Below are 19,692 nucleotides of genomic sequence, written 5' to 3'. Positions count from 1 at the left end.
CGTTTTACCAGAATCGTCCTGAACTCTCTGCATCCAGAGAGTTCAGGAGCCTGTCATGCAGGACACGCCTCCAAGGCCCAGAACCCGCCGGCGTGCCGGCGGGCTGCCCGACCTCGGCCGCCCGGTTTCCGCGCTGCTGATGGAAGACGGGGCGCTCGACGCGGTGCGGGCGCTCGAGGCCCTGGCCCGCAGTCGGCATGACCGCAGCCCGCTCTCGCGTCTGCTGCAGGCCGAGGGCACGGTCACGCCGGAGCAGTTGCGCGATGCACTGGCCCGCAGCCACGGGGTGCCCGCCCTGTCACGCCAAACCGCGCCGCCCTCCCCCGCGCTTGCGGAGCTTCTCCCACCCGACGTCTGCCTGCGCCACGGCGCCTTGCCCTGGATGCGCCGCGACGACGGGCTGGTGCTCGCCATGGCCCATCCCGAAGGATTCGCGCAGGTCCGCGCCCTGCTGCCCGAAAGCGAGACGCGCGTCGTTCTCGCCCTTGCCAACGAGGCGGATATCGTCGCCGAGGTGACCGACCGCCACGCCGCAGAGATGGCGCTGCGCGCCGAAACCGCCCTGCCCTCCGATCTCAGCTGCCGGGACATGAACCGCCTGACCCCGGCGCGCGCCGCCGTGCTCGCCGGTGCAGGTTCCACGCTGCTCGCGCTGCTCTTCGCGGCGCCAGGCGTCTTCTTCGCCAGCGCCCTCGGGCTTGCCGCGGCGACCATGGTGATCTCGCAGCTCGCCAAGCTGAGCGCCTTTGTCGCCGGGCTGAAACCCCTGCCCCCGGGCCCGCCTGAACCGGCGGGCGGGCGACCCGAGACCCCGACCGTCTCCCTCATCGTTCCGCTGCACCGCGAGGAGAGCATCGCCGCCACGCTGGTGGACCGGCTTGACCGGCTCGACTACCCCCGCGCCGCGCTCGAGGTTCTGCTGGCGCTCGAGGCGGAAGACCGGATCACCCGCGCCACGCTGGAGGCCACCGCGCTTCCGCCCTGGATGCGCATCGTCGAGGTGCCGCCCGGCGGGGTGACCACCAAGCCCCGGGCGCTGAACTACGCGCTGAACTTCGCCCGCGGCACGCTTATCGGCATCTATGACGCCGAGGACAGCCCCGCGCCGGACCAGCTGCGCCGCCTCGCCGCGCATTTCAGCCGCGCCCCACCCGAGGCCGGCTGCGTGCAGGGCATCCTCGATTTCTACAACCCCCGCGCCAATTGGCTGGCGCGCTGCTTCACCATCGAATACGCCTCCTGGTTTCGCATCCTGCTGCCCGGTTTCGCCCGGCTCGGCTTTGCCATCCCGCTGGGCGGCACGACGGTCTTCTTCCGCCGCGAGGCGCTCAACCGCGTCGGCGGCTGGGACGCCCACAATGTCACGGAAGACGCCGATCTCGGCGTCCGGCTCGCCCGCTTCGGCTACCGCACCGACCTGCTGCCGCTGGTCACCCGCGAGGAGGCCAACTGCCGGCTCTGGCCCTGGATCCGCCAACGCTCGCGCTGGCTGAAGGGCTACCTGATCACCTGGCGGGTGCACATGCGCCACCCCCTGCGCTGCCTGCGCGATCTCGGACCGTGGCGGATGCTGGGACTGCAGCTGGTCTTTCTCGGCGCGCTGATGCCGCTGCTGCTCGCGCCGCTGCTCTGGGGGTTCTGGCTGTTCCAGCTCGGGGCCTCCTATCCCATTCTGGGCCCAAACACGCCGGCACTGCTGCCCGGCCTGACGCTGCTGCTGCTCGGCTCCGAGGCGGTGATGCTGATCGTCGGCCTCGGCGGTGTGCTGCGCAGCCCGCATCCGCGGCTGCTGCTCACCGTGTCGACGCTGTTCCTCTACTTCCCGCTGGCCACCATCGCGCTCTACAAGGCGCTGTGGGAGATGCTGCACCGCCCCTTCTACTGGGACAAGACGAGCCACGGCCACTCGGCCCCCGACCAGGCGGGCGCCGATGTCGCGGGCGAAGGCCCCTAGCGGATCAGGCGGTCTTGCGGCTGTCGAGCTTGAGCCGGGTGACGAAGGCCACCGAGATATGCTCGCGCAGCGCCTTGTCGGCCGCCTCCTCGTCGCGGCGCGCGATGGCATCGACGATGGCCGCGTGCTCGGCAAGCGCGTTGGTGCCGCGCCCCTCGGCTGCCAGCGAGGTGGTCGCCATCAACGCCATGGATCGGTGCACGAGGTCGAGCTGCTGCACGAGGTAGCGATTGTGCGAGGCGAGCTGGATCATCCGATGGAAGCGGCGGTTGGCCCGGGCCAGCGCCGCCGGGTCGTTGAGCAGGGCGCGGTCTTCCTCGATCATGTCGCGCAGCACCTTCACCTCTTCCTCGGTGGCGTGGCGCGCGGCCAGCCGGGCCGCCAGCCCCTCGAGCTCGGTGCGCACCACGTAGAGCTCGGCCATCTGGTTGTGATCGAGCGAGGCAACGATCAGCGAACGACCGTCGCGCGCCAGCAGCGACTGCGTCTCGAGCCGCTGCAGCGCCTCGCGGATCGGCGTGCGCGAGACGCCGAATCGCTCCGCCAGCTCGCTTTCCACCAGACGATCCCCGGGGCGGTAGACGCCCTGGTCGATGGCCTCGAGGATCAGCGTATAGGCGTCCTTGTTCGGCGTCCGGATCTGGCTCATCTGGGGTGGTCCTTCGTAAGTGATGCAGCAAGATAGCGGTAGCAGGGGTCCGGGATCAACGCCCCGCTTCGTCGCATGTCCCATGCTGCGTCCCTGCGGCCTCGGCGCCCATTGCCGCCCGCCGCGCCCGGGCGTAGGTTGCGGCCATGGTAAAGCAGCATTTCTCCCACGTGCGCCACTGGGTCTTCGACCTCGACAACACGCTCTATCCGCCCGCCGCGCGGCTCTTCGACCAGATCGAGCGCAAGATGACCGATGTCGTCATGCGCGTCACCGGCGCCGACAAGGCCGAGGCCAACACCCTGCGCAAGCGCTGGTGGATGGACCATGGCACGACGCTGGCCGGGCTGATGGCCAACCACCAGCTCGACCCCGACGCCTACCTGACCGAGGTGCATGACATCTCCTTCGATGTGCTCGAGGCCGACCCACATCTGGCCGAGCTGATCTCGAACCTGCCGGGACGCAAGATCGTCTACACCAACGGCAGCGCCCCCTATGCCGCGCGGGTGCTGGAAGCGCGCGGGCTGGAGGCGGCCTTCGACGCGATCTACGGCGTGGAGCATGCGAACTACCGCCCCAAGCCCGAGCCGCAGGCTTTCGAGACCGTCTTCGCGCTCTCGGGCACGGATGCGGCAACCGCCGCCATGTTCGAGGACGACCCGCGTAATCTTGCCGCACCCCACGCCATGGGCATGCGCACGGTGCACGTCGCACCCGAGCGCGGAGAAGGCGCGCATATCCAGCACCATACGAACGATCTGACGGCTTTCCTCGCGCGGCTTTCCTGAGCCGCGGACGAACGGCAGAGGCCCCTGCGGTGGCGCGGCGCGGGGGCTGCGACACTTTTCGCCATGGGAGCAGCGCCCCTCCCTGCCTATCTCCTGCCCGACCTCAAACAGGAGATTCCGATGACCGCAGCCGACATCACCACAGTTCAGGACACCCACGCCCCCGCCAAGCGCGAGTCGCGCGGCGAGGCGGTGCTTTTCCTCGTGGCGGCGCTGCTGCTGGTTGTTGCCGTGTTCAACACCGTGGCCTTCGGCCTCGCGGGCCTGTCGATGACCGCACTGGCGCTGGTGCCGGTGTGCTACTTCATGATCCTGTGGATCACCGTCGGCAAGTAAGCCGCATGGTCATGCCCGCCGACCTGCCCTAAATAGGGGCCAAAGGAGAGCGGTCATGGACTACGACATTCTCATCTCGGGCGGCGGCATCGCCGGGCTCACCGCGGCCGCCGCCTTCGGCAACGCCGGCTTCTCCGTGCTCTGCGTCGATCCGGCGCCGCCGGTGACCGAGCGCGAGGCGCAGGGTGCCGACCTGCGCAGCACCGCCTTCCTGCAGCCCGCGCAGGCGTTCCTCGCCGAGGCCGGCCTCTGGGAGTGCCTCGCCCCGCACGCCATGCCGCTGCAGGTGATGCGCATCGTCGACGCCGGCGGCGAGCTGCCGGAGCCGCGCATCGTCAAGGATTTCGACAGCGCCGAGATTTCCGAGCTGCCCTTCGGCTGGAACCTTCCCAACTGGCTGCTGCGCCGCGAGCTCTCCGCGCATCTGCACGGGATGGACAGCGTCACCTTCCTGCCCGGCACCGCCACCACGGCGCTTTTCACCCGCGAGGCCGAGGCCCGCGTCACGCTGAGCGACGGCCGCCGCATCCGCACCCGGCTGGTGATCGCCGCCGACGGGCGCAATTCGCCGATGCGGCAGGCGGCGGGGATCGGCGTGAAAACCACCCGCTTCGGCCAGAAGGCGCTGGCCTTCGCCACGACGCACCCGATCCCGCATGGCAACGTGTCGACGGAAATCCACCGCACCGGCGGGCCGTTCACGCTGGTGCCGCTTCCGGATTACGAGGGGCAGCCCTCCTCCGCAGTGGTGTGGATGGAGGAAGGCCCCAAGGCCGAGGCGCTGATGGCGCTGGATGAGGCGGACTTCGAGGCCGCCATGTCCGAGCGGTCCTGCCACCACTTCGGGCCGCTGAAACTGGCCTCGCGCCGCACCATCTGGCCGATCATCGCCCAGCACGCCGAGAGCCTCATCGGCCAGCGCCTCGCGCTGGTGGCCGAGGCCGCCCACGTGGTGCCCCCCATCGGCGCGCAGGGTCTGAACATGTCGCTGGCAGACATGACGGTGCTGCGCGACCTGGCCGTGGCACGTCCCGAGGCGCTTGGCGAGGCCGCGATGCTCGACGCCTACGCCCGCAAGCGCATGCCCGACATCCGCGCCCGGGTTGCCGGGATCACCGCGCTGAACCGGGCCTCGATGTTGTCGACCCCGCTGCTGCGCGACGCCCGCGCGACGGCGCTGGACGCGCTCTACGGGGTCAAGTCGGTGCGCAAGACGCTGATGCAGATGGGTCTCGGCGCGAAGGGCTGAGGCCCGGCACGGCCGCCAGGCGTCTGCCCTACTGCCCCACCCGCAGCGTATGCCCCTTGAGCTCCTCGCTGAACGGCACCGGGTGTGGGTCGAGGCCGAGCCGGGCGCGGTAGACCGGCAGACTCTCGGTGACCCGCATCACGTAGTTGCGGGTCTCGTTGAAGGGAATCAGCTCGATCCAGTCGATCATGTCGATCTCGCCCTTCAGCGGGTTCCCGAAGATCTCCATCCAGCTCACCGGCCGCGACGGCCCGGCGTTGTAGCCCGCCGCCATCATCACCGGGTTGCCGTCGAACTGCTCCGACAGGCTCTGCAGGTAACGCGCCCCGAGCCTCGCGTTGTAGCCCGGGTTGTCCAGCAGACCGTCGAAGCTGTAGGCGACGCCGAGCCAGCCCGCGACCTCCTTGGCGGTGCCGGGCATCAACTGCATGAGGCCCCGCGCCCCCGCCCCGGACACGACGCGCGGGTCGAACTCCGACTCGCGCCGCGCGATGGCCAGCACCATCTCGCGCGGCACCGGGAAGTCGGGGGTCAGCAGGTCGGGGTGCAGCGCGTAATAGGGCCCTGCCAGCTCCATGCCGTATTGCGCCGCGCGCTTGCCGACCATGACCTCGACATGCGGGCGCTGCATCTGCGCCAGCATCTGCCCGAGCTGGCCGATCTGCTGCCGGTCGAGCCCCTCGGCGAGGTGGGTCAGGAAGCGCTCGCCCAGCGAGGTCTCGCCCGAGGCGAGCAGCAGGATCGCCGCGCTATAGACGCTGCTCTTGGTAAAGGGCGCCTCGCGCCAGTCGGGGAAGCTCTCGGTGCCTGCCAGCTTCGGATCGGACGCGATGCCGCCGCGCTCCGCCGCGAGCAGCCCGTAGAAGGAGGTCTGGTAGCGCGCGCCCTGCGCATAGGCCTGCTCGGCCCCCTCGGCATCGCCCAGCTCTTCCAGCGCGCGGCCCATCCAGTAGCCCGCGCGGCCCTTGGAGATCGGCGAGGTCACCGCCCCGTCGTGGTTGCGGAAATGGCGCAGGGCGCTCTGCGGATCGTCGAGGAAGCGCAGCGCAATGAAGCCCGAGAGCCATTCCAGCGCGGCGTATTGGTCGCCCTCGGTCAGCCCGTGGCGCGAGGCGATGGCATAGGCGGTCTCGGCATCGCCGCGGCGCATCTTCTGATGCGCGAGATCGTCGCGCCGTTCGGCCCACGCCCAGGGTTCACCCAGCGCATCAGCGCTGCTGGACCGCTCCAGCAGCAGCGAGATGGCATCGTCGTCGCGCCCCTTGCGGAGCCGCCAGAGATAGCGCTCGTAGGCCAGCCCGGGATCGTTCGCCAGCGCCGCGGGCACCGCCTCGATGCGGGCATCGACGCCCGGATCGAGCGCGCGCAGCGCCAGCCGCGCCTCGGCCAGCTTGCGCCAGCCGTCGGAGACCAGCGGCAACAGCGCCCGCGCGTTGTCCTCCCAGCCCTGCCAGAGCGCCATGTCGAGCCGCGCCTCGTGGTGCGGCTTCAGCAGATCGGACCAGTCCCGCAGGAAGGTGGCGCGCTCCTCGGAGCTGAGCGGCAGGGTGCGCCAGGCCATGACGATATCGGCCTCGGCCGCACCGCGCGCGCCTTCGGCCAGATGGGCGCGCGCCAGCGCAAGCGCTCCGGCGCCGGTTTGCGGCATGTAGCCGGAGAAGAACTGCCGGATGGTCCCGAGATCGGATTCGGAGATCGCGATCTCCGACTTCTCGCGCAGGTAGGGCATGCCCGGCCAGTCCGGGTTGCGCTGGAGGAAATCCATCACCTGCGCGGCGTTGCCCCGGCTGGCGCGCAGGTAGTGCCAGAGCACCACGTCGAGCGCCGCCTGGCCGTCGCCGCGCGACTCGATGAGGGCGGAGGCCCAGTTGCCGGAGCGCATGTCGCCCATCGCCTTCGCGAGCGGACGGTCCTGAGACAGCGCCGGCGTGGCAATCAGGGCAAGAAGCAGGAAGAGAGCGGCGCGGAGGCGCGACATGAGCTTGCAATTTCCCCGTCGAAAAGGAATAGACACGCCGCGGAGATTACCGCGGGGCCGGGGGCGATCCAATTCACATTCCCTCAAGGCCGGCGCTCCGCAGCTAGGAAACGAACACATCAACATTCAAGGAGCGTGTCATGTTCAAAGGTTCGATGCCAGCACTGGTCACGCCGTTCAAGGACGGCGCCGTGGATTTCGACGCGCTCAAGAAACTCGTGGACTGGCACGTGGCCGAGGGCAGCTCGGCGCTGGTGCCCGTGGGGACGACCGGCGAGAGCCCGACCCTGAGCTACGAGGAACACGAGGCGGTCATCGACTGCGTGGTGAAAACCGCCGCGGGCCGCATCCCGGTGATCGCCGGTGCCGGCTCGAATTCGACCGCCGAGGCGATCCACTTCATGCAGTTCGCCGAGAAGGTCGGCGCGCAGGCGGCGCTCGTGGTGACCCCCTACTACAACAAGCCGACCCAGGCCGGGCTGATCGCGCATTTCACCGCCGTGCATGACGCCGCGGACCTGCCGATCATCATCTACAACATCCCCGGCCGCTCGGTGGTCGATATGACCCCCGCCACCATGGGCGAGCTGGCCAAGCTGCCGCGCATCGTCGGCGTCAAGGACGCCACCGGCGATCTGGCGCGGGTCTGCCAGCAGCGCATGACCTGCGGGCCGGACTTCCTGCAGATCTCGGGCGAGGACGCCACGGCGCACGGCTTCAACGCCCAGGGCGGCATCGGCTGCATCTCGGTCACCGCCAACGTCGCCCCGGCGCTCTGCGCGCAGATGCAGGCGGCCACCGCGGCGGGCGACTACGCCAAGGCGCTGGAGCTGCAGGACAAGCTGATGCCGCTGCACCAGGCGATCTTTGCCGAGCCGGGCGTCTGCGGCGCGAAATACGCCATGAGCCGCCTCGGCCTCTGCGCCGAGGAAATGCGCCTGCCGCTGCTGCCGGTGACCGAGCCGGTGCGCACCCGCATCGACGCGGCCCTGCGCCACGCCGGCCTGCTGGACTGACCCCGTAGCGGGGGCGCTGCCCCCGCACCCCCCGGGATATTTTCGTCTAGACGAAGATGCGCGCCAGAAAAAAAGGGCGGACCCGACCAGGTCCGCCCTTTCCTGTTTCGCAGTGCAGGCCGGTCTCAGCCCGCGTCGTCGCTCTCGACACCCTCGGGCTGGCCGACCACCACGAAGCGCAGCGCATCGGGCTTGAGCACGCGGGCGGCGACGCGCTTCACGTCGTCCAGGGTCACCGCCTCGATCTTGTCGTTGCGGGTGGCGATGTAGTCGGGGGTGAGCCCGTCCATCTGCATTCCCACGAGGATCCCCGCGATCGGCCCGTTGCCGTCGAAGCGCAGCGGGTAGGCGCCGGTGAGGTAGGTCTTGGCCTGCTCCAGCTCTTCCTCGGAGACGCCGGACTCGGCCATCTTCGCCCATTCGTCCTTGATCACGTCGATCGCCTCACCGATGCGGTCATTGGCCGAGGCGACCTGACCGAGGCAGAGCTCGGCGTGGTCCATTGGCACGAGATAGGAATAGACGCCGTAGGTCAGCCCGCGCTTTTCACGCACTTCGTTCATCAGCCGCGCCTCGAAGCCGCCGCCGCCGAGGATGGTGTTCATCACGTAGGCCGCAAAGAAGTCCGGATCGTCGCGCTTCAGCCCCTTGTGCCCGAAGAGCGCCACCGACTGCGGCGTCTCGAAGGGCACCACGGTGACGCCCGCCTGCGTCTCGACATCGACGTCCTCGGGCATCGGCGCGCCGGTTTCCGGCAGGTCGGCGAGCAGGGTGTCGATCAGCGCCGACAACTCCTCGGGGGAAATGTCGCCGGTGGCGGCGATATAGACCCGGTCCTTGGCCATCGCCCCCTTCCAGGCGTCGACGATATCGTCGCGGGTCAGCGCGCTGACGCTCTCCACCGTGCCCGAGGGATCGGTGGCATATGGGTGATCGCCGAAGACCTCGGAATCGAAGGTGGCGCTGGCGATGCTGCTCGGATCCTTGGCATCGCTGCGAATGCCGGAGATCACCTGCGCGCGGACGCGCTCGATGGCGGCTTCGGAGAAGCTCGGCTCGATCAGGCTCTGCCGTAGCAGCTCAGCGGCCTCGTCGCGATTCTCGGTCAGGAAGCGCGCCGAGACCGAGACCGCATCCTGATTGGAGTCGTAGCTGAAGCTGGCGGCGAGCGACTCGGATTCCGCCGCGAAGCCCTGCGCATCATAGGCGCCCGCGCCCTCTTCGAGCAGCCCGACCATCAGATTGGTCGCGCCGCGATTGCCCGGTGCGTCGAGCGCAGCCCCGCCCCTGAAGCGGATCTCCAGCGCGGTGAAGGGGATCGACGGCTCTTCGACCAGCCAGGCCTTGAAGCCCATGGGGGTCTCGACCTGTTGTATGTCGACCGCCGCGGCGGCCGGAAGCGCCAGCCAGAGCGAGACGGCGGCGGCGATCAGCGGGCCGGTCACGCGGCGACCCATGGTGAAAGTCAGGCTCATTGGGTCACCTCGTCTGCATCGGTCTGCGGCAGCGTGGCAGCCGCCGGCTCCGCGGACGGCTCGGCGTCCGCCGGTGTGGTCAGGTAGCCGGTGACCGCGTGCCGCTTGTCGAGCGCCTTGCGGGCCGCGGCGACGATCTGCTCGCTGGTTACGCCCTGCAGGATCTCGGGCCAGGCCTGCACGTCCTCGACCGTCAGGCCCGAGGTCAGCGCATTGCCGTAACGCTGTGCCACGCTGGCCACATCATCGCGCTCGTAGATTTCTGAGGCGCGCAGCTGGAACTTGATCCGCTCGAGCTGATCCTGGTCGCAGCCGGTCTCGAGGAAAGCCGCGAGCTCGGCGTCGAGCGCCGCCTCCGCCTCTTCCAGCGTGACGCCGGGCGCGGGCACGATGCCGAAACCGAAGCTGCCGTCATCGTAGGAGGTGCCGTCGTAGAACGCGCCGACGTAGATCGCCTTGTGCTGCTCGAACTGCAGCTTCTGGTTCAGCACCGAGGTCTGTCCCCCGCCGAGGATCTTGGCAAGCAGGGTGAGCGCCGCCGCCTCTTGCTGATCACCGGGATCGCGCTCGGGCGCGAGGTAGCGGCGCATCACGTAGGGCTGCGCGACCCGCGGGTCCTCGAAGCGCAACCGGCGCTCGGCCATCTGCCGCGGCTCCTGCGGGCGGACGCGCGGCGCACCGACCTCGGGGTTGGCAGGCAGCTTGCCGTAGGTTTCCTCGGCCAGGGTCCGCACCTCCTCGGGGGTGGTGTCACCCGCCACCACGAGGATCGCGTTGTTGGGCGCGTAGTTGTGGTGGTAATAGGTCAGCGCATCGTCGAGATCGAGGGTTTCCATCTCCTCACGCCAGCCGATCACCGGCACGCCGTAGCGGTGGTTGAGATAGAGCGATGCGCCCATCTGCTCGCGCAGCAGCGCGCCGGGGTCGTTCTCGACCCGCATGTTACGCTCCTCGATGATCACGTCGCGCTCGGTGAGGATGTCTTCCTCGTCGAGCTGCAGGTTGACCATGCGGTCGGCTTCCATCTCCATCATCAGCCCGAGCCGGTCGGCGGCGACGCGCTGGTGATAGGCAGTCTGGTCAAAGGAGGTGAAGGCATTGTCGGTGCCGCCGTTGCGGGCGACGATCTTGGAGAACTCGCCCGGCGCCAGCGTGTCGGTGCCCTTGAACAGCAGGTGTTCGAGGAAATGCGCCACCCCCGAGCTTCCGGCGGTCTCGTCCGCCGAGCCGGCCTTGTACCAGACCATGTGCACCACGACGGGGGCGCGGTGATCCTCGACCACGACCACGTCCATGCCATTGTCCAGCGAGAAGGTGCTGACGGGCGTTTTCTCGGCGACGCGCGCCGGCGTCTCCGCCCGCAGCGGCATCGCCGACAGCACCATCACGGCCAGCGCCGCACTCCATGACTTCATCTGCAAGCCCCAATCCTACGGTGAAACGAAATCTGCCCCCAACCTACGGGGCGGGGGCAGTCATTCCAAGCTGGGCTTGCGGTATCGTGAACGAACGCGCGTTCACTCGGCGGCGGGCGGCGCCGAGGGGGTGCGCGCCCCCGCGCCGCGATAGGCATTCAGCGCCGCATAGGGGTTGAGGATCTGGTCGCGGTAGACCTTGTTGTACTCGTCGTCCTTGAAGAGCTTCCAGTTGAACGCCGAGCTGTCGCGGCGCAGCTGCGCGTCTTCGACGGCGAGCTGCGTGCGGATATTGCCCTCGCGCCCGAAGCGCGATGCGCGGTTCACCAGCGCGGCATCGCGGCCGGGCACCTCGCCCACCGCAAGCTGCGCCGGATTGCCGCCGAGAGCCGCCACGGCGTCGGCCACGGGGGTCTGATCGGTGCGGTTGGCGCTGCCCGGCGTCGGCGTCGGCAGCTCGGCAAAGCTCTGCGGCATTTGCAGCGGCTTGTTCGGCACGATGGCAAATTCCTCGGGCGTGCCGCGGTTGTTGCGCATTTGATGCAGCGTGCGATCACTCGTCGTGCAGGCGACGAGCCCGGTCATTCCGAACATCAGCACGAGATGCGGCAGCTTCATGGCCATACTCCGGTTCTTGCCTTTTGGCCCAGATCTATACGATCCGGCCCGCCCCGTCACGGGGCCTTTTTCCTGCGCTTGCCTGTCTCGGTTCCGCCCGAGAACAGCACCAGCCCGATCGCGCCGGCGAAGATCGCGATATCCGCGACATTGAAGGCGAAGGGGTTGTTCAGCCCGCAGCAGGACATGTTGAGGAAATCCGCCACCGCGCCGTAGAGCAGCCGGTCGACCACGTTGCCGAGCGCGCCGCCGATCAGCAGCCCGCCCGACACCAGCCCGAGCGCGCCCGGCGGATCGCGCCGCAGCCAGACAGAGACAAAGAGCACGATCCCCAGCGCCACGGCGATCAGCGTCCAGCGCGCCGCGGCGGCATCGTCGGCGAAGAGGCCGAAGTTCACGCCGCGGTTCCACGCCATGCGGAAATTGAGGAACGGCGGCAGCACGTCGATCGACAGGCGCTGCGCCAGCCCCATCACGTGCACAACGAGCCATTTCGAAAGCTGATCCACCACGAAGGTGATCACTGCCGTCACCAGTACCAGCCGCATGAGGTCTCCTGTTGCCGGGGCCTGCCCCGGGGTTTCCGGAGAGGTCTACAGGCAGCGCCGCGCGAGGGAAAGCCCCGCGCGACTCACGGCTGCGCCAGCGCGCGCTGCAACAGCGCGCGGAACGCGCCGATCGCCGCCTGCTCGTCGATCACCCCGGGATCGTTCACCGTCAGTGCCGCGCAGATCGGGCGGCCTTCCGCATCGGGCAGCGCGGCGGTGAAGTTGAGCACCCCGGGTTCCGAGCCGCCCTTGTAGGCGACCGACCCAAGCCCGTAGGCCGGACCGGGGTTGAGCTGCAGCATCGGCAACTGCGCCATCGGCGCGATCAGCGCGCAGAGGCGATCGAGCGACACGTGCCACTCGATCCCCGGCACCGCATGCCCCGAGGCCGCGGCGGGATCGAGCGGCTGCACCGCCGCCTCGGCGGCGATGACCGGCCGCTGCTCGGGATCCGCGTCGCGCCAGGCCTGCGCCGCCGCCGGGTCGCTCTTGAGCGCAAAGAACTCGCGGGTCGAAAGCAGGTCGCCGGGGGCGATCTCCAGCTCCTCGGCCACGACATCGCGGCCCAGCAGGTCGAGCAGAAGGTCGGTGGCGGTGTTGTCGCTCTCGGCGATCATCAGCAGGGCGGCGGTGTGCAGGGTGATCGGGGATTCCTCGGGGAAGTCCTGCAGCCGTCCCGAGGGCAGCGAGCGATGCACGTCGCCGAGCCGCAGCACCCGGTCCCAGTCGGTCTTGCCCGCGCGCACGTCGCGGTCCAGCACCGAAAGGATCCCCAGCTTGAAGGCCGAGCCCACCGCCAGCGGGTGCGACGCCCCGCCCGCCGCCAGCACCTCGCCCTCGCGCGTCACCAGCCAGGAAACATCTTCGCCGAGCTCCGCCAGGCCCGAAACCGCGGCGCGCAAGTCGGCGACCAGCGGTTCGGGCGCGCCGAAGCGCAGCCCGGCGATCCGCTTCTCGCCGTCGAGAACGATGCGGACCGGCACCCGGAACCTCGCGCTGCGCAGCATCCCGCTTCCGCCGTCGAGATCGATCTCCTCGACCGGCCCGATCTGGGCACGCAGCGACTCGAGCAGCCCGTCGAACTGCGCCCGGGGAACCGCCTGCGCAAAGGCTTCGGTGACCTCGATATCAGAGGTTTCACCCGACAGCAGCGCCTCCAGCACCGCCCGTTCCGCATCCTGTGCCCTTGCTGCCAAAGGCTGGCTGGCAAGAATGACCACCGCCAGCGCGGCCCCGAGAAAGACTCTCACCCGAATAACTCCCTGAAAATGCGAAGGGCCTACGCGGCCCTGAGGCGTATCTTTCCACGAATCGCCACCGGGGTGAATTGTTCGATGCCGGAACCGCCGCGCCGCAGACCGCCTACAGCGCCAAAGAGCTTGAAGAGTGGCTGGTTGTCACTGCGCGCCGACGCGGGCGCGAGACACGCAAAGGCCGCAAATCCAAGCGACGTCGCGGCGCGACTTTCGCCGCCGCGCACACGGGTTCGGATTCTTTGCCGGCCGCGGCGCAATGCAGGCTTGCAGTGACGGCTGCCGTTGCAAATAGTTGAGCCAAGGCCAGCCAATTCGGCCCGTCCCGATTGTTCTTCTTGTTTGCGAGCGAATTTGTGAGAAACGTTTCCTCTCAGTCTGCAAGGTCTCCAGTTGGATGGGGCGTCAAACTCCTCGGCTGGGTTTGCGTGATCCTCGGCCTCACCCTGTTCGGCGGCGGTGCCTGGCTGATCTCGCTCGGCGGAAGCTGGTATTACGCCCTGGCCGGGGTCGGACTGGTCCTCACCGGGGTGCTTCTCAACCACGGCAGCATGAAGGCGTTCTGGCTCTACCTCCTGGTCTGGGCCGGTACGCTGGCCTGGGCCTGGTGGGAAAGCGGTGCCGACGGGTGGGCGCAGGTGCCCCGCATGCTCTCTCCGACCGTGATCCTCCTGCTGATGCTGCTCTGCATCCCGTCCCTGTCCCGTGCCGGACAAGACCGGAACTGAGCGGCACTCACTCTTTCCCGAAGGCCCGGACCACAGCCCAAGTGCCAGGAACACGCCGATGACCTTTGCCCTTCCCCGCCACCGCCACCTGACGCGTTGCACCATGAACGCCGTGCTCGGGCTCGCGGCCCTGCCTGCGCTTGCCCAGATGCCGGAACCGGATACACCGCCCGCTCCTGTCGCGGCGGCGATGCCCATCCCGGTCGGCACCGACTGGCCCTATTACGGCGGCGACGGCAACGCCCAGCGCTTCTCTCCGCTGTCCCAGATCACCCCCGGCAACGTCGGGTCGCTCGAGCGCGCCTTCGTCTACCACACCGGCGACCTGCCACCCGGCGACACCGCAGGGAAATACGCGCCCGAGACCACCCCGCTGAAGATCGGCGACAGCCTCGTGCTGTGCACGGCGATGAACATGCTGATCTCGATCGACGCGGCGACCGGCGAGGAGAACTGGCGCTTCGATCCCGAGGTTGCCCCCGAGGCAGTCCCCTATGGCGCCACCTGCCGCGGCGTGGCGGCCTATACCGACCCCGAAAGCCCCGAGGAGGCGCCTTGCAAGGTCCGGGTGATCGAGGCCACGCTCGACGCCCGGCTGATCGCGCTCGATCTCGGCACCGGCGCACCCTGCGCCGGGTTCGGCACCGGCGGGCAGGTCGATCTCTGGCAGGGCATCGGCGAGAAGGTGCCCGGCTTCTACGCGGTCACCGCTGCGCCCACAGTGGTCGGCGGGGTCATCGTCACCGGCGCACAGGTCAAGGATGGCCAGGCCGAGGACGCGCCGTCGGGCGTGGTGCGTGCCTTCGACGCCGTGACCGGCGAGCTGGCCTGGGCCTGGGATCTCGCCGCGCCCGAGGACATGCGCAACGGCCCGCCCGAGGGCCAAACCTACACCCGCGGCACGCCGAACATGTGGACCACTGCCACCGCCGACGAGGCACGCGGCATCGTCTACCTGCCACTCGGCAATTCCGCGGTCGACTACTACGGCTCCAACCGCTCCGAGACCGAGAACACATATGCCACCTCGCTCGTCGCGCTCGATGCCGGCACCGGCGAGGAGCTCTGGCACTTCCAGACCGTGCGGCACGACGTCTGGGACTACGATCTCGGCTCGCAGGCCACGTTGCTGGAGTACAAGGGCCAGCCCGGCATCCTGCTGCCCTCCAAACAAGGCGATCTCTACATTCTCAACCGCGAGACCGGGACGCCGCTAACCCCGGTGGGCGAACTCACCGAGTTGCCGCAGGGCGACATCGAGCCCGACTTCGTCGCCGACAGCCAGCCGGTGTCGCTCTGGGCCACGCTGCGCAAGCCGCCGCTTACCGAGAAACGCATGTGGGGCTTCACCCCCATCGACCAGCTCTATTGCCGCATCCGTTTCCGCCAGGCGGTCTACGACGGCTATCTCACGCCGCCCTCGACAAAAAACTACATCCAGTACCCCGGCTATACCGGCGGCAGCGACTGGGGCTCGGTCGCGGTGGATCCGAAGCGCGGGCTGCTGATCGCCAATTACAACGACATCCCCAATCTCAACCGCCTGGTGACTCGCGCCGAGGCAGATGCCGAGGGCATGCGCCCGCTCGGCGGACCCGGGGGCCATGTCACCAGCCGCGGTCAGCCCCAGGTCGGCGCCCCCTACGGCGTCAAGACCAACGCCGGATGGCGTTCGGGCCTCACGGACCTGCCCTGCACCCAGCCGCCCTATGGCGGGATCACCGCCATTGACCTCGAGACCGGCGAGACGGTCTGGGACGTGCCGCTCGGCACGGCGCGGCGCAGTGGGCCGTTCGGCCTCCCCTCGCTGCTGCCCTTCACCATCGGCACCCCGAACAACGGCGGCGCCGTGGTCACCGCTTCGGGGCTGATCTTCATCGGGGCGGCGACGGACAATCTCTTCCGCGCCATCGACACCGAGACGGGCGAGACGCTCTGGACCGACGCGCTGCCCGCCGGCGGGCAGGCGAACCCGATCAGCTACGAGGTGGACGGGCGGCAATATGTGCTGATTTCGGCCGGGGGGCACCACGCGATGGAAACCGGCACCAGCGATGCGATCATCGCCTACCGGCTGCCGGACTGACCTCTCGACCGGACAAATCTACCGGGCAGGTCTACCGGGCAAAAAGAAAGAGGCGGGCCATGGCCCGCCTCCCTGAAAATCTCGCGATCGGCGCCGGATCAGTGGCGGAAGTGGCGCATGCCGGTGAAGACCATGGCAAGGCCCGCCTCGTCGGCCGCGGCGATCACCTCGTTGTCGCGCATCGAGCCGCCCGGCTGGATCACGGTGGTCGCGCCGGCTGCCGCCGCTTCCATCAGACCGTCGGGGAAGGGGAAGAAGGCGTCGGAGGCCACGGCAGAGCCTTGGGTCAGCGGCGTGTCGAGGCCGAGCGCCTCGGCCATGCGCTCGGCCTTCTTGGCAGCGATCAGCGCCGAGTCCACGCGGCTCATCTGGCCCGCCCCGACGCCGACGGTGGCGCCGTTCTTGACGTAGACGATGGCGTTCGACTTGACGTGCTTGGCGACCTTCCAGGCGAAGAGCAGGTCCTGCAGTTCACCGTCCGACGGCTGCTTCTTGGTCACCACCTTCAGATCTTCCAGCGTGATCAGGCCGTTGTCCTTGTCCTGCACCAGCATGCCGCCCGAGACCTGACGATAGGCGAGACCCGGCTCGGCGGTGTTGGCAAGACCGTTGGTGGTGAGCAGGCGCAGGTTCTTCTTCTTGGCGAAGATCTCTTTGGCCGCGTCATCGGCGCCCGGCGCGATCACCACCTCGGTGAAGATCTCGGTGATCGCCTCGGCGGTCTCAGCATCCAGCGGCTTGTTCAGCGCGACGATGCCGCCGAAGGCCGAGGTGCGGTCGCAGTCGAAGGCCTTCTGGTAGGCTTCCAGCAGGGTCGCGCCCTTGGCGACGCCGCAGGGGTTGGCGTGCTTGATGATCGCACAGGCCGGGCCGTCGGCGGGCAGGAACTCCGAGACCAGCTCGAAGGCGGCGTCGGTGTCGTTGATGTTGTTGTAGGACAGCTCCTTGCCCTGGTGCTGCACGGCGGTGGCCACGCCCGGACGGTCCGAGCCGTCGCGGTAGAAGGCAGCTTTCTGGTGCGGGTTCTCGCCGTAGCGCAGGGTCTGGGCGATCTCGCCCGAGAACACGCGGCGGCGCGGGGCGTCGTCGTTCAGCGCGCCGGCCATCCAGGTCGAGACCGCGGCGTCATAGGCACCGGTGCGGGCATAGGCGACCTGCGCCAGCTTTTGGCGGAAGGCATAGGTGGTCGCGCCGTCATTGGCGTCGAGCTCGGCCAGCAGCGCCTCGTAGTCCGCCACGTCGGTGACGACGTTGACGAAGGCGTGGTTCTTGGCCGCGGCGCGGATCATCGCCGGGCCGCCGATGTCGATGTTCTCGATGCAGGTGTCGTAGTCGGCGCCCTTGGCGACGGTTTCCTCGAACGGGTAGAGGTTGACCACCAGCAGGTCGATCCCGGTGATGCCATGCGCCTTCATCGCCTCGACGTGCGCGGGGTTGTCGCGCAGCGCCAGCAGGCCGCCGTGGACGCGCGGGTGCAGCGTCTTGACGCGGCCGTCCATCATCTCGGGGAACTCGGTCACGTCCGACACGTCGCGCACCTTGAGGCCCGCCTCGCGGATCGCCTTGGCGGAGCCGCCGGTCGAGAGCAGCTCGACACCCCTTGCGCTAAGCGCCTTGGCCAGGTCGATGAGACCGGTCTTGTCCGAAACGGAAATGAGGGCGCGGGCGACGGGGGAGAGATCAGGCATGAGGAGAGTCCCAGATGGTTCAGAGCGTCACATCCGGCTCGTCCTGCCCAAGGTCTCGGATCGCGATGGCGGTGTCCTGCGCCTTGGCCAGGGACCAGCGGATGCGCGTCGCATACTCCATCACGCGCCCGGATAAAACGACCTGTTGCCCCCCGCGGGGCCGAAGCCGGCCATTTTCCAGGTAAACCGAGTCTTCCAGGGACATTTTCGCCCCCGGTTCAGGGCGGAACACCCAGATTTCGCCCGAGCGCAGCGCCAGAGAGACCACCGTGCCGGCCATGTCGAGCTCGGCGTCGACGTCGGGATGCAGGTGAAAGCGAATCTCGTAGGGGAAACCTTCGAGACCGCCCCGGTCCAGCCGCTTGTCGAAGCTCTTGCGATCCTTGGCGTCGAGCGCAAACAGCATGTCCTCGCCCTCCAGGGCCCGGCCGTCGAGGCTCAGCTCCAGCTTGCGCGCATGGGTCAGCCCGTGGCTGCGCTTGTAGCCGTCATGCGCCGCCTCGAAGCGCCAGCCCGCGGCCTCCTGCTCCAGCTCGACCGGCACCTCCTGCGGCCCTTCGACGATCAGCTCGCGCTCGATGCCGCCGATGCGCTTGCGCTCGCCCAGGCGGGCGCTCGACATGCCATCGAGGCAGAGCGTGGAATGCGACGGCGTGGCCCGTGCCGCCCGCCGCCATTCCTCGCCGAACACCGAGCCGGCACCGCAGCTGACGATCAGCGGGCGGCGGCCAGAGGTCAGCTCGAAGGCCAGCGTCGAAGCGTGCGCCCCGGCCGAGGCCCGCCCCTGCGGCGGCGGCGCGGCGTCGACGATCACCGTGCTGCGCCCGCCCGCCAGCCGCGCGCAGCCCATGGCCAGCCCCTCGACCGGGCGGCGACGCACCCCCGAGGCCGCCAGCGCCTGGTCGAGCAGCCCCTCGGCACCGCGGCCGCCGCCGTGGAACCGCGCCAGCCCACCATCCGCATGGCGCAGCGCCCGCAGCGTCGGCGCGATCCGGGTGATGGCGTTGAGATGCGCCGCGCCCGGTTCCAGGTCGGTCTCTTCCAGCGCCGCCCGCGTCCAGGTGAGCAGGGTGAAGACTTCCAGCAATTCCTCGGGGTTGCGCGTCGGCAACCCGCCCGCCACATCCACCTGCCGGGCACATTCGCCCTCCAGCGCCTGCCGCGCCGGATCGAGATGCGCCCGCATCCCCTCGAGCGAGAGCGCCGCGTAGATCAACCCGGTCAGCGCCTCGAAGCGCGGCAGCCCCGGCAGCGCCGCGCCGCGCCGCTTGGCGAGAAACCGCGTCTGCGCCGCCAGCGCCCGGTAGAAGGCCGCGGAGTCCTCGGCGCTCATGCCTCGGAGCAGGAAGAGCGCATGGTGGATCCAGCGGATCAGCCGCCGCCCGGCCAGCTCGGGCACCCAGCCCGGCCCGGTCCCGCGCCCGTAGCGCGCGATCCAGCCCATCAGCCAGTCCTGCGCCAGCTTGCGCGCGTCCGGATCGCCCACCGCGGCGAGATCGTCGAGCCAGCGGAAGGCATGGATCTCTTCCTGCCAGGCACTGTCGTCGACCTCGATGTCCCAAATCATCGTGTCCGGCGCCTCGGCAAGGTAGCCGGCGAACATCAGGTTTCCGGCGCAGAGCTGGCGGCCCTTGGCGAACTGTCCGGTGGTGCGCGGCTCGGGCTGCGAGACAAAGGCCGTGGCGCTGCCCGCGCGCGCGGCGAGCCGCGAGTGCACGCGGTTGAGAAACTGCGTGGCGGTGACCGACCAGCTCGCCATATCTACCATGCCCTGCCCTTCCGCCCGCTCCGGGGCTTTTGCGGCAAGGGTAGTCCCCGGCGCGGCGCAAGTCACCGGGCAAGCGCCCGGAATCGCGGAAACGCGATGCCATGCGGTCCGGTTTGCGACCTGCGCGCAACGGCTGCTGC

The 19,692-nt window shown here is 69.1% G+C and carries 16 protein-coding genes; 7 read left to right on the top strand and 9 right to left on the bottom strand.

Going from position 1 to position 19,692, the window contains the following annotated elements:
- Positions 1 to 55: 55 nt before the first annotated feature.
- Complete coding sequence (locus LC039_RS17535; RefSeq protein WP_226626886.1) at positions 56 to 1,954, top strand: glycosyltransferase family 2 protein; 1,899 nt, start codon at positions 56 to 58, stop codon at positions 1,952 to 1,954.
- A 4-nt stretch (positions 1,955 to 1,958) separates the two neighbouring features.
- On the opposite strand, the gene LC039_RS17530 is transcribed toward LC039_RS17535, so the two are convergent.
- Positions 1,959 to 2,603, bottom strand: coding sequence for a GntR family transcriptional regulator (locus LC039_RS17530; protein ID WP_226626884.1), 645 nt, complete (start codon positions 2,601 to 2,603; stop codon positions 1,959 to 1,961).
- A 146-nt stretch (positions 2,604 to 2,749) separates the two neighbouring features.
- On the opposite strand from LC039_RS17530, the gene LC039_RS17525 reads away from it, so the two are divergent.
- The 3 genes from LC039_RS17525 to LC039_RS17515 all read left to right on the top strand — a co-directional run bounded on the left by LC039_RS17525 (position 2,750) and on the right by LC039_RS17515 (position 4,979).
- On the top strand, positions 2,750 to 3,394 hold the full coding sequence (locus LC039_RS17525) for a pyrimidine 5'-nucleotidase (protein ID WP_226626883.1): 645 nt from the start codon (positions 2,750 to 2,752) through the stop codon (positions 3,392 to 3,394).
- A gap of 120 nt (positions 3,395 to 3,514) precedes the next feature.
- On the top strand, positions 3,515 to 3,730 hold the full coding sequence (locus LC039_RS17520; protein WP_226626881.1) for a hypothetical protein: 216 nt from the start codon (positions 3,515 to 3,517) through the stop codon (positions 3,728 to 3,730).
- Positions 3,731 to 3,785: 55 nt separating this feature from the next.
- Complete coding sequence (locus tag LC039_RS17515; protein ID WP_226626879.1) at positions 3,786 to 4,979, top strand: UbiH/UbiF family hydroxylase; 1,194 nt, start codon at positions 3,786 to 3,788, stop codon at positions 4,977 to 4,979.
- Between the two features lie 28 nt (positions 4,980 to 5,007).
- Here LC039_RS17515 and LC039_RS17510 read toward each other — a convergent pair whose 3' ends face one another.
- Complete coding sequence (locus LC039_RS17510) at positions 5,008 to 6,957, bottom strand: lytic transglycosylase domain-containing protein (RefSeq protein ID WP_226626877.1); 1,950 nt, start codon at positions 6,955 to 6,957, stop codon at positions 5,008 to 5,010.
- A gap of 140 nt (positions 6,958 to 7,097) precedes the next feature.
- Between LC039_RS17510 and dapA the strand changes: the two genes are divergently transcribed.
- Positions 7,098 to 7,973: a 4-hydroxy-tetrahydrodipicolinate synthase gene (dapA, locus tag LC039_RS17505; protein WP_226626875.1), complete on the top strand. Its 876-nt coding sequence runs from the start codon at positions 7,098 to 7,100 to the stop codon at positions 7,971 to 7,973.
- Positions 7,974 to 8,098: 125 nt separating this feature from the next.
- On the opposite strand, the gene LC039_RS17500 is transcribed toward dapA, so the two are convergent.
- From LC039_RS17500 to LC039_RS17480, 5 genes are all read right to left on the bottom strand, one after another.
- Entirely contained in the window at positions 8,099 to 9,448 is a 1,350-nt protein-coding gene (locus LC039_RS17500) for a M16 family metallopeptidase (RefSeq protein WP_413463848.1), read from the bottom strand.
- On the bottom strand, positions 9,445 to 10,863 hold the full coding sequence (locus tag LC039_RS17495) for a M16 family metallopeptidase (RefSeq protein ID WP_226626873.1): 1,419 nt from the start codon (positions 10,861 to 10,863) through the stop codon (positions 9,445 to 9,447). The genes LC039_RS17500 and LC039_RS17495 overlap by 4 nt, the downstream gene beginning before the upstream one ends.
- Before the next feature lie 102 nt (positions 10,864 to 10,965).
- Positions 10,966 to 11,487 (bottom strand): DUF3035 domain-containing protein, encoded by a 522-nt coding sequence (locus LC039_RS17490; protein ID WP_226626872.1) that lies wholly within the window; start codon positions 11,485 to 11,487, stop codon positions 10,966 to 10,968.
- A gap of 50 nt (positions 11,488 to 11,537) precedes the next feature.
- Positions 11,538 to 12,029 carry a signal peptidase II gene (gene lspA, locus LC039_RS17485; RefSeq protein ID WP_226626870.1) on the bottom strand — a complete coding sequence of 164 codons (492 nt, stop codon included), beginning with the start codon at positions 12,027 to 12,029 and terminating at the stop codon, positions 11,538 to 11,540.
- 83 nt (positions 12,030 to 12,112) lie between these two features.
- Complete coding sequence (locus tag LC039_RS17480) at positions 12,113 to 13,279, bottom strand: serine hydrolase (RefSeq protein ID WP_226626868.1); 1,167 nt, start codon at positions 13,277 to 13,279, stop codon at positions 12,113 to 12,115.
- Positions 13,280 to 13,710: 431 nt separating this feature from the next.
- Between LC039_RS17480 and LC039_RS17475 the strand changes: the two genes are divergently transcribed.
- On the top strand, positions 13,711 to 14,010 hold the full coding sequence (locus LC039_RS17475; RefSeq protein WP_319003728.1) for a glucose dehydrogenase: 300 nt from the start codon (positions 13,711 to 13,713) through the stop codon (positions 14,008 to 14,010).
- Positions 14,011 to 14,068: 58 nt separating this feature from the next.
- Positions 14,069 to 16,096, top strand: coding sequence for a pyrroloquinoline quinone-dependent dehydrogenase (locus LC039_RS17470; protein ID WP_264179592.1), 2,028 nt, complete (start codon positions 14,069 to 14,071; stop codon positions 16,094 to 16,096).
- 98 nt (positions 16,097 to 16,194) lie between these two features.
- Here LC039_RS17470 and purH read toward each other — a convergent pair whose 3' ends face one another.
- Both purH and LC039_RS17460 read right to left on the bottom strand, forming a co-directional pair.
- On the bottom strand, positions 16,195 to 17,784 hold the full coding sequence (purH, locus tag LC039_RS17465; protein ID WP_226626864.1) for a bifunctional phosphoribosylaminoimidazolecarboxamide formyltransferase/IMP cyclohydrolase: 1,590 nt from the start codon (positions 17,782 to 17,784) through the stop codon (positions 16,195 to 16,197).
- Between the two features lie 19 nt (positions 17,785 to 17,803).
- Complete coding sequence (locus LC039_RS17460) at positions 17,804 to 19,552, bottom strand: heparinase II/III family protein (protein ID WP_226626862.1); 1,749 nt, start codon at positions 19,550 to 19,552, stop codon at positions 17,804 to 17,806.
- Between the last annotated feature and the right edge of the window lie 140 nt (positions 19,553 to 19,692).

The sequence above is a fragment of the Alloyangia pacifica genome (assembly GCF_020524285.1).
GTDB classification, from domain to species: Bacteria; Pseudomonadota; Alphaproteobacteria; order Rhodobacterales; family Rhodobacteraceae; genus Salipiger; species Salipiger pacificus_B.
This window is presented reverse-complemented; position numbering and strand designations above follow the sequence as displayed.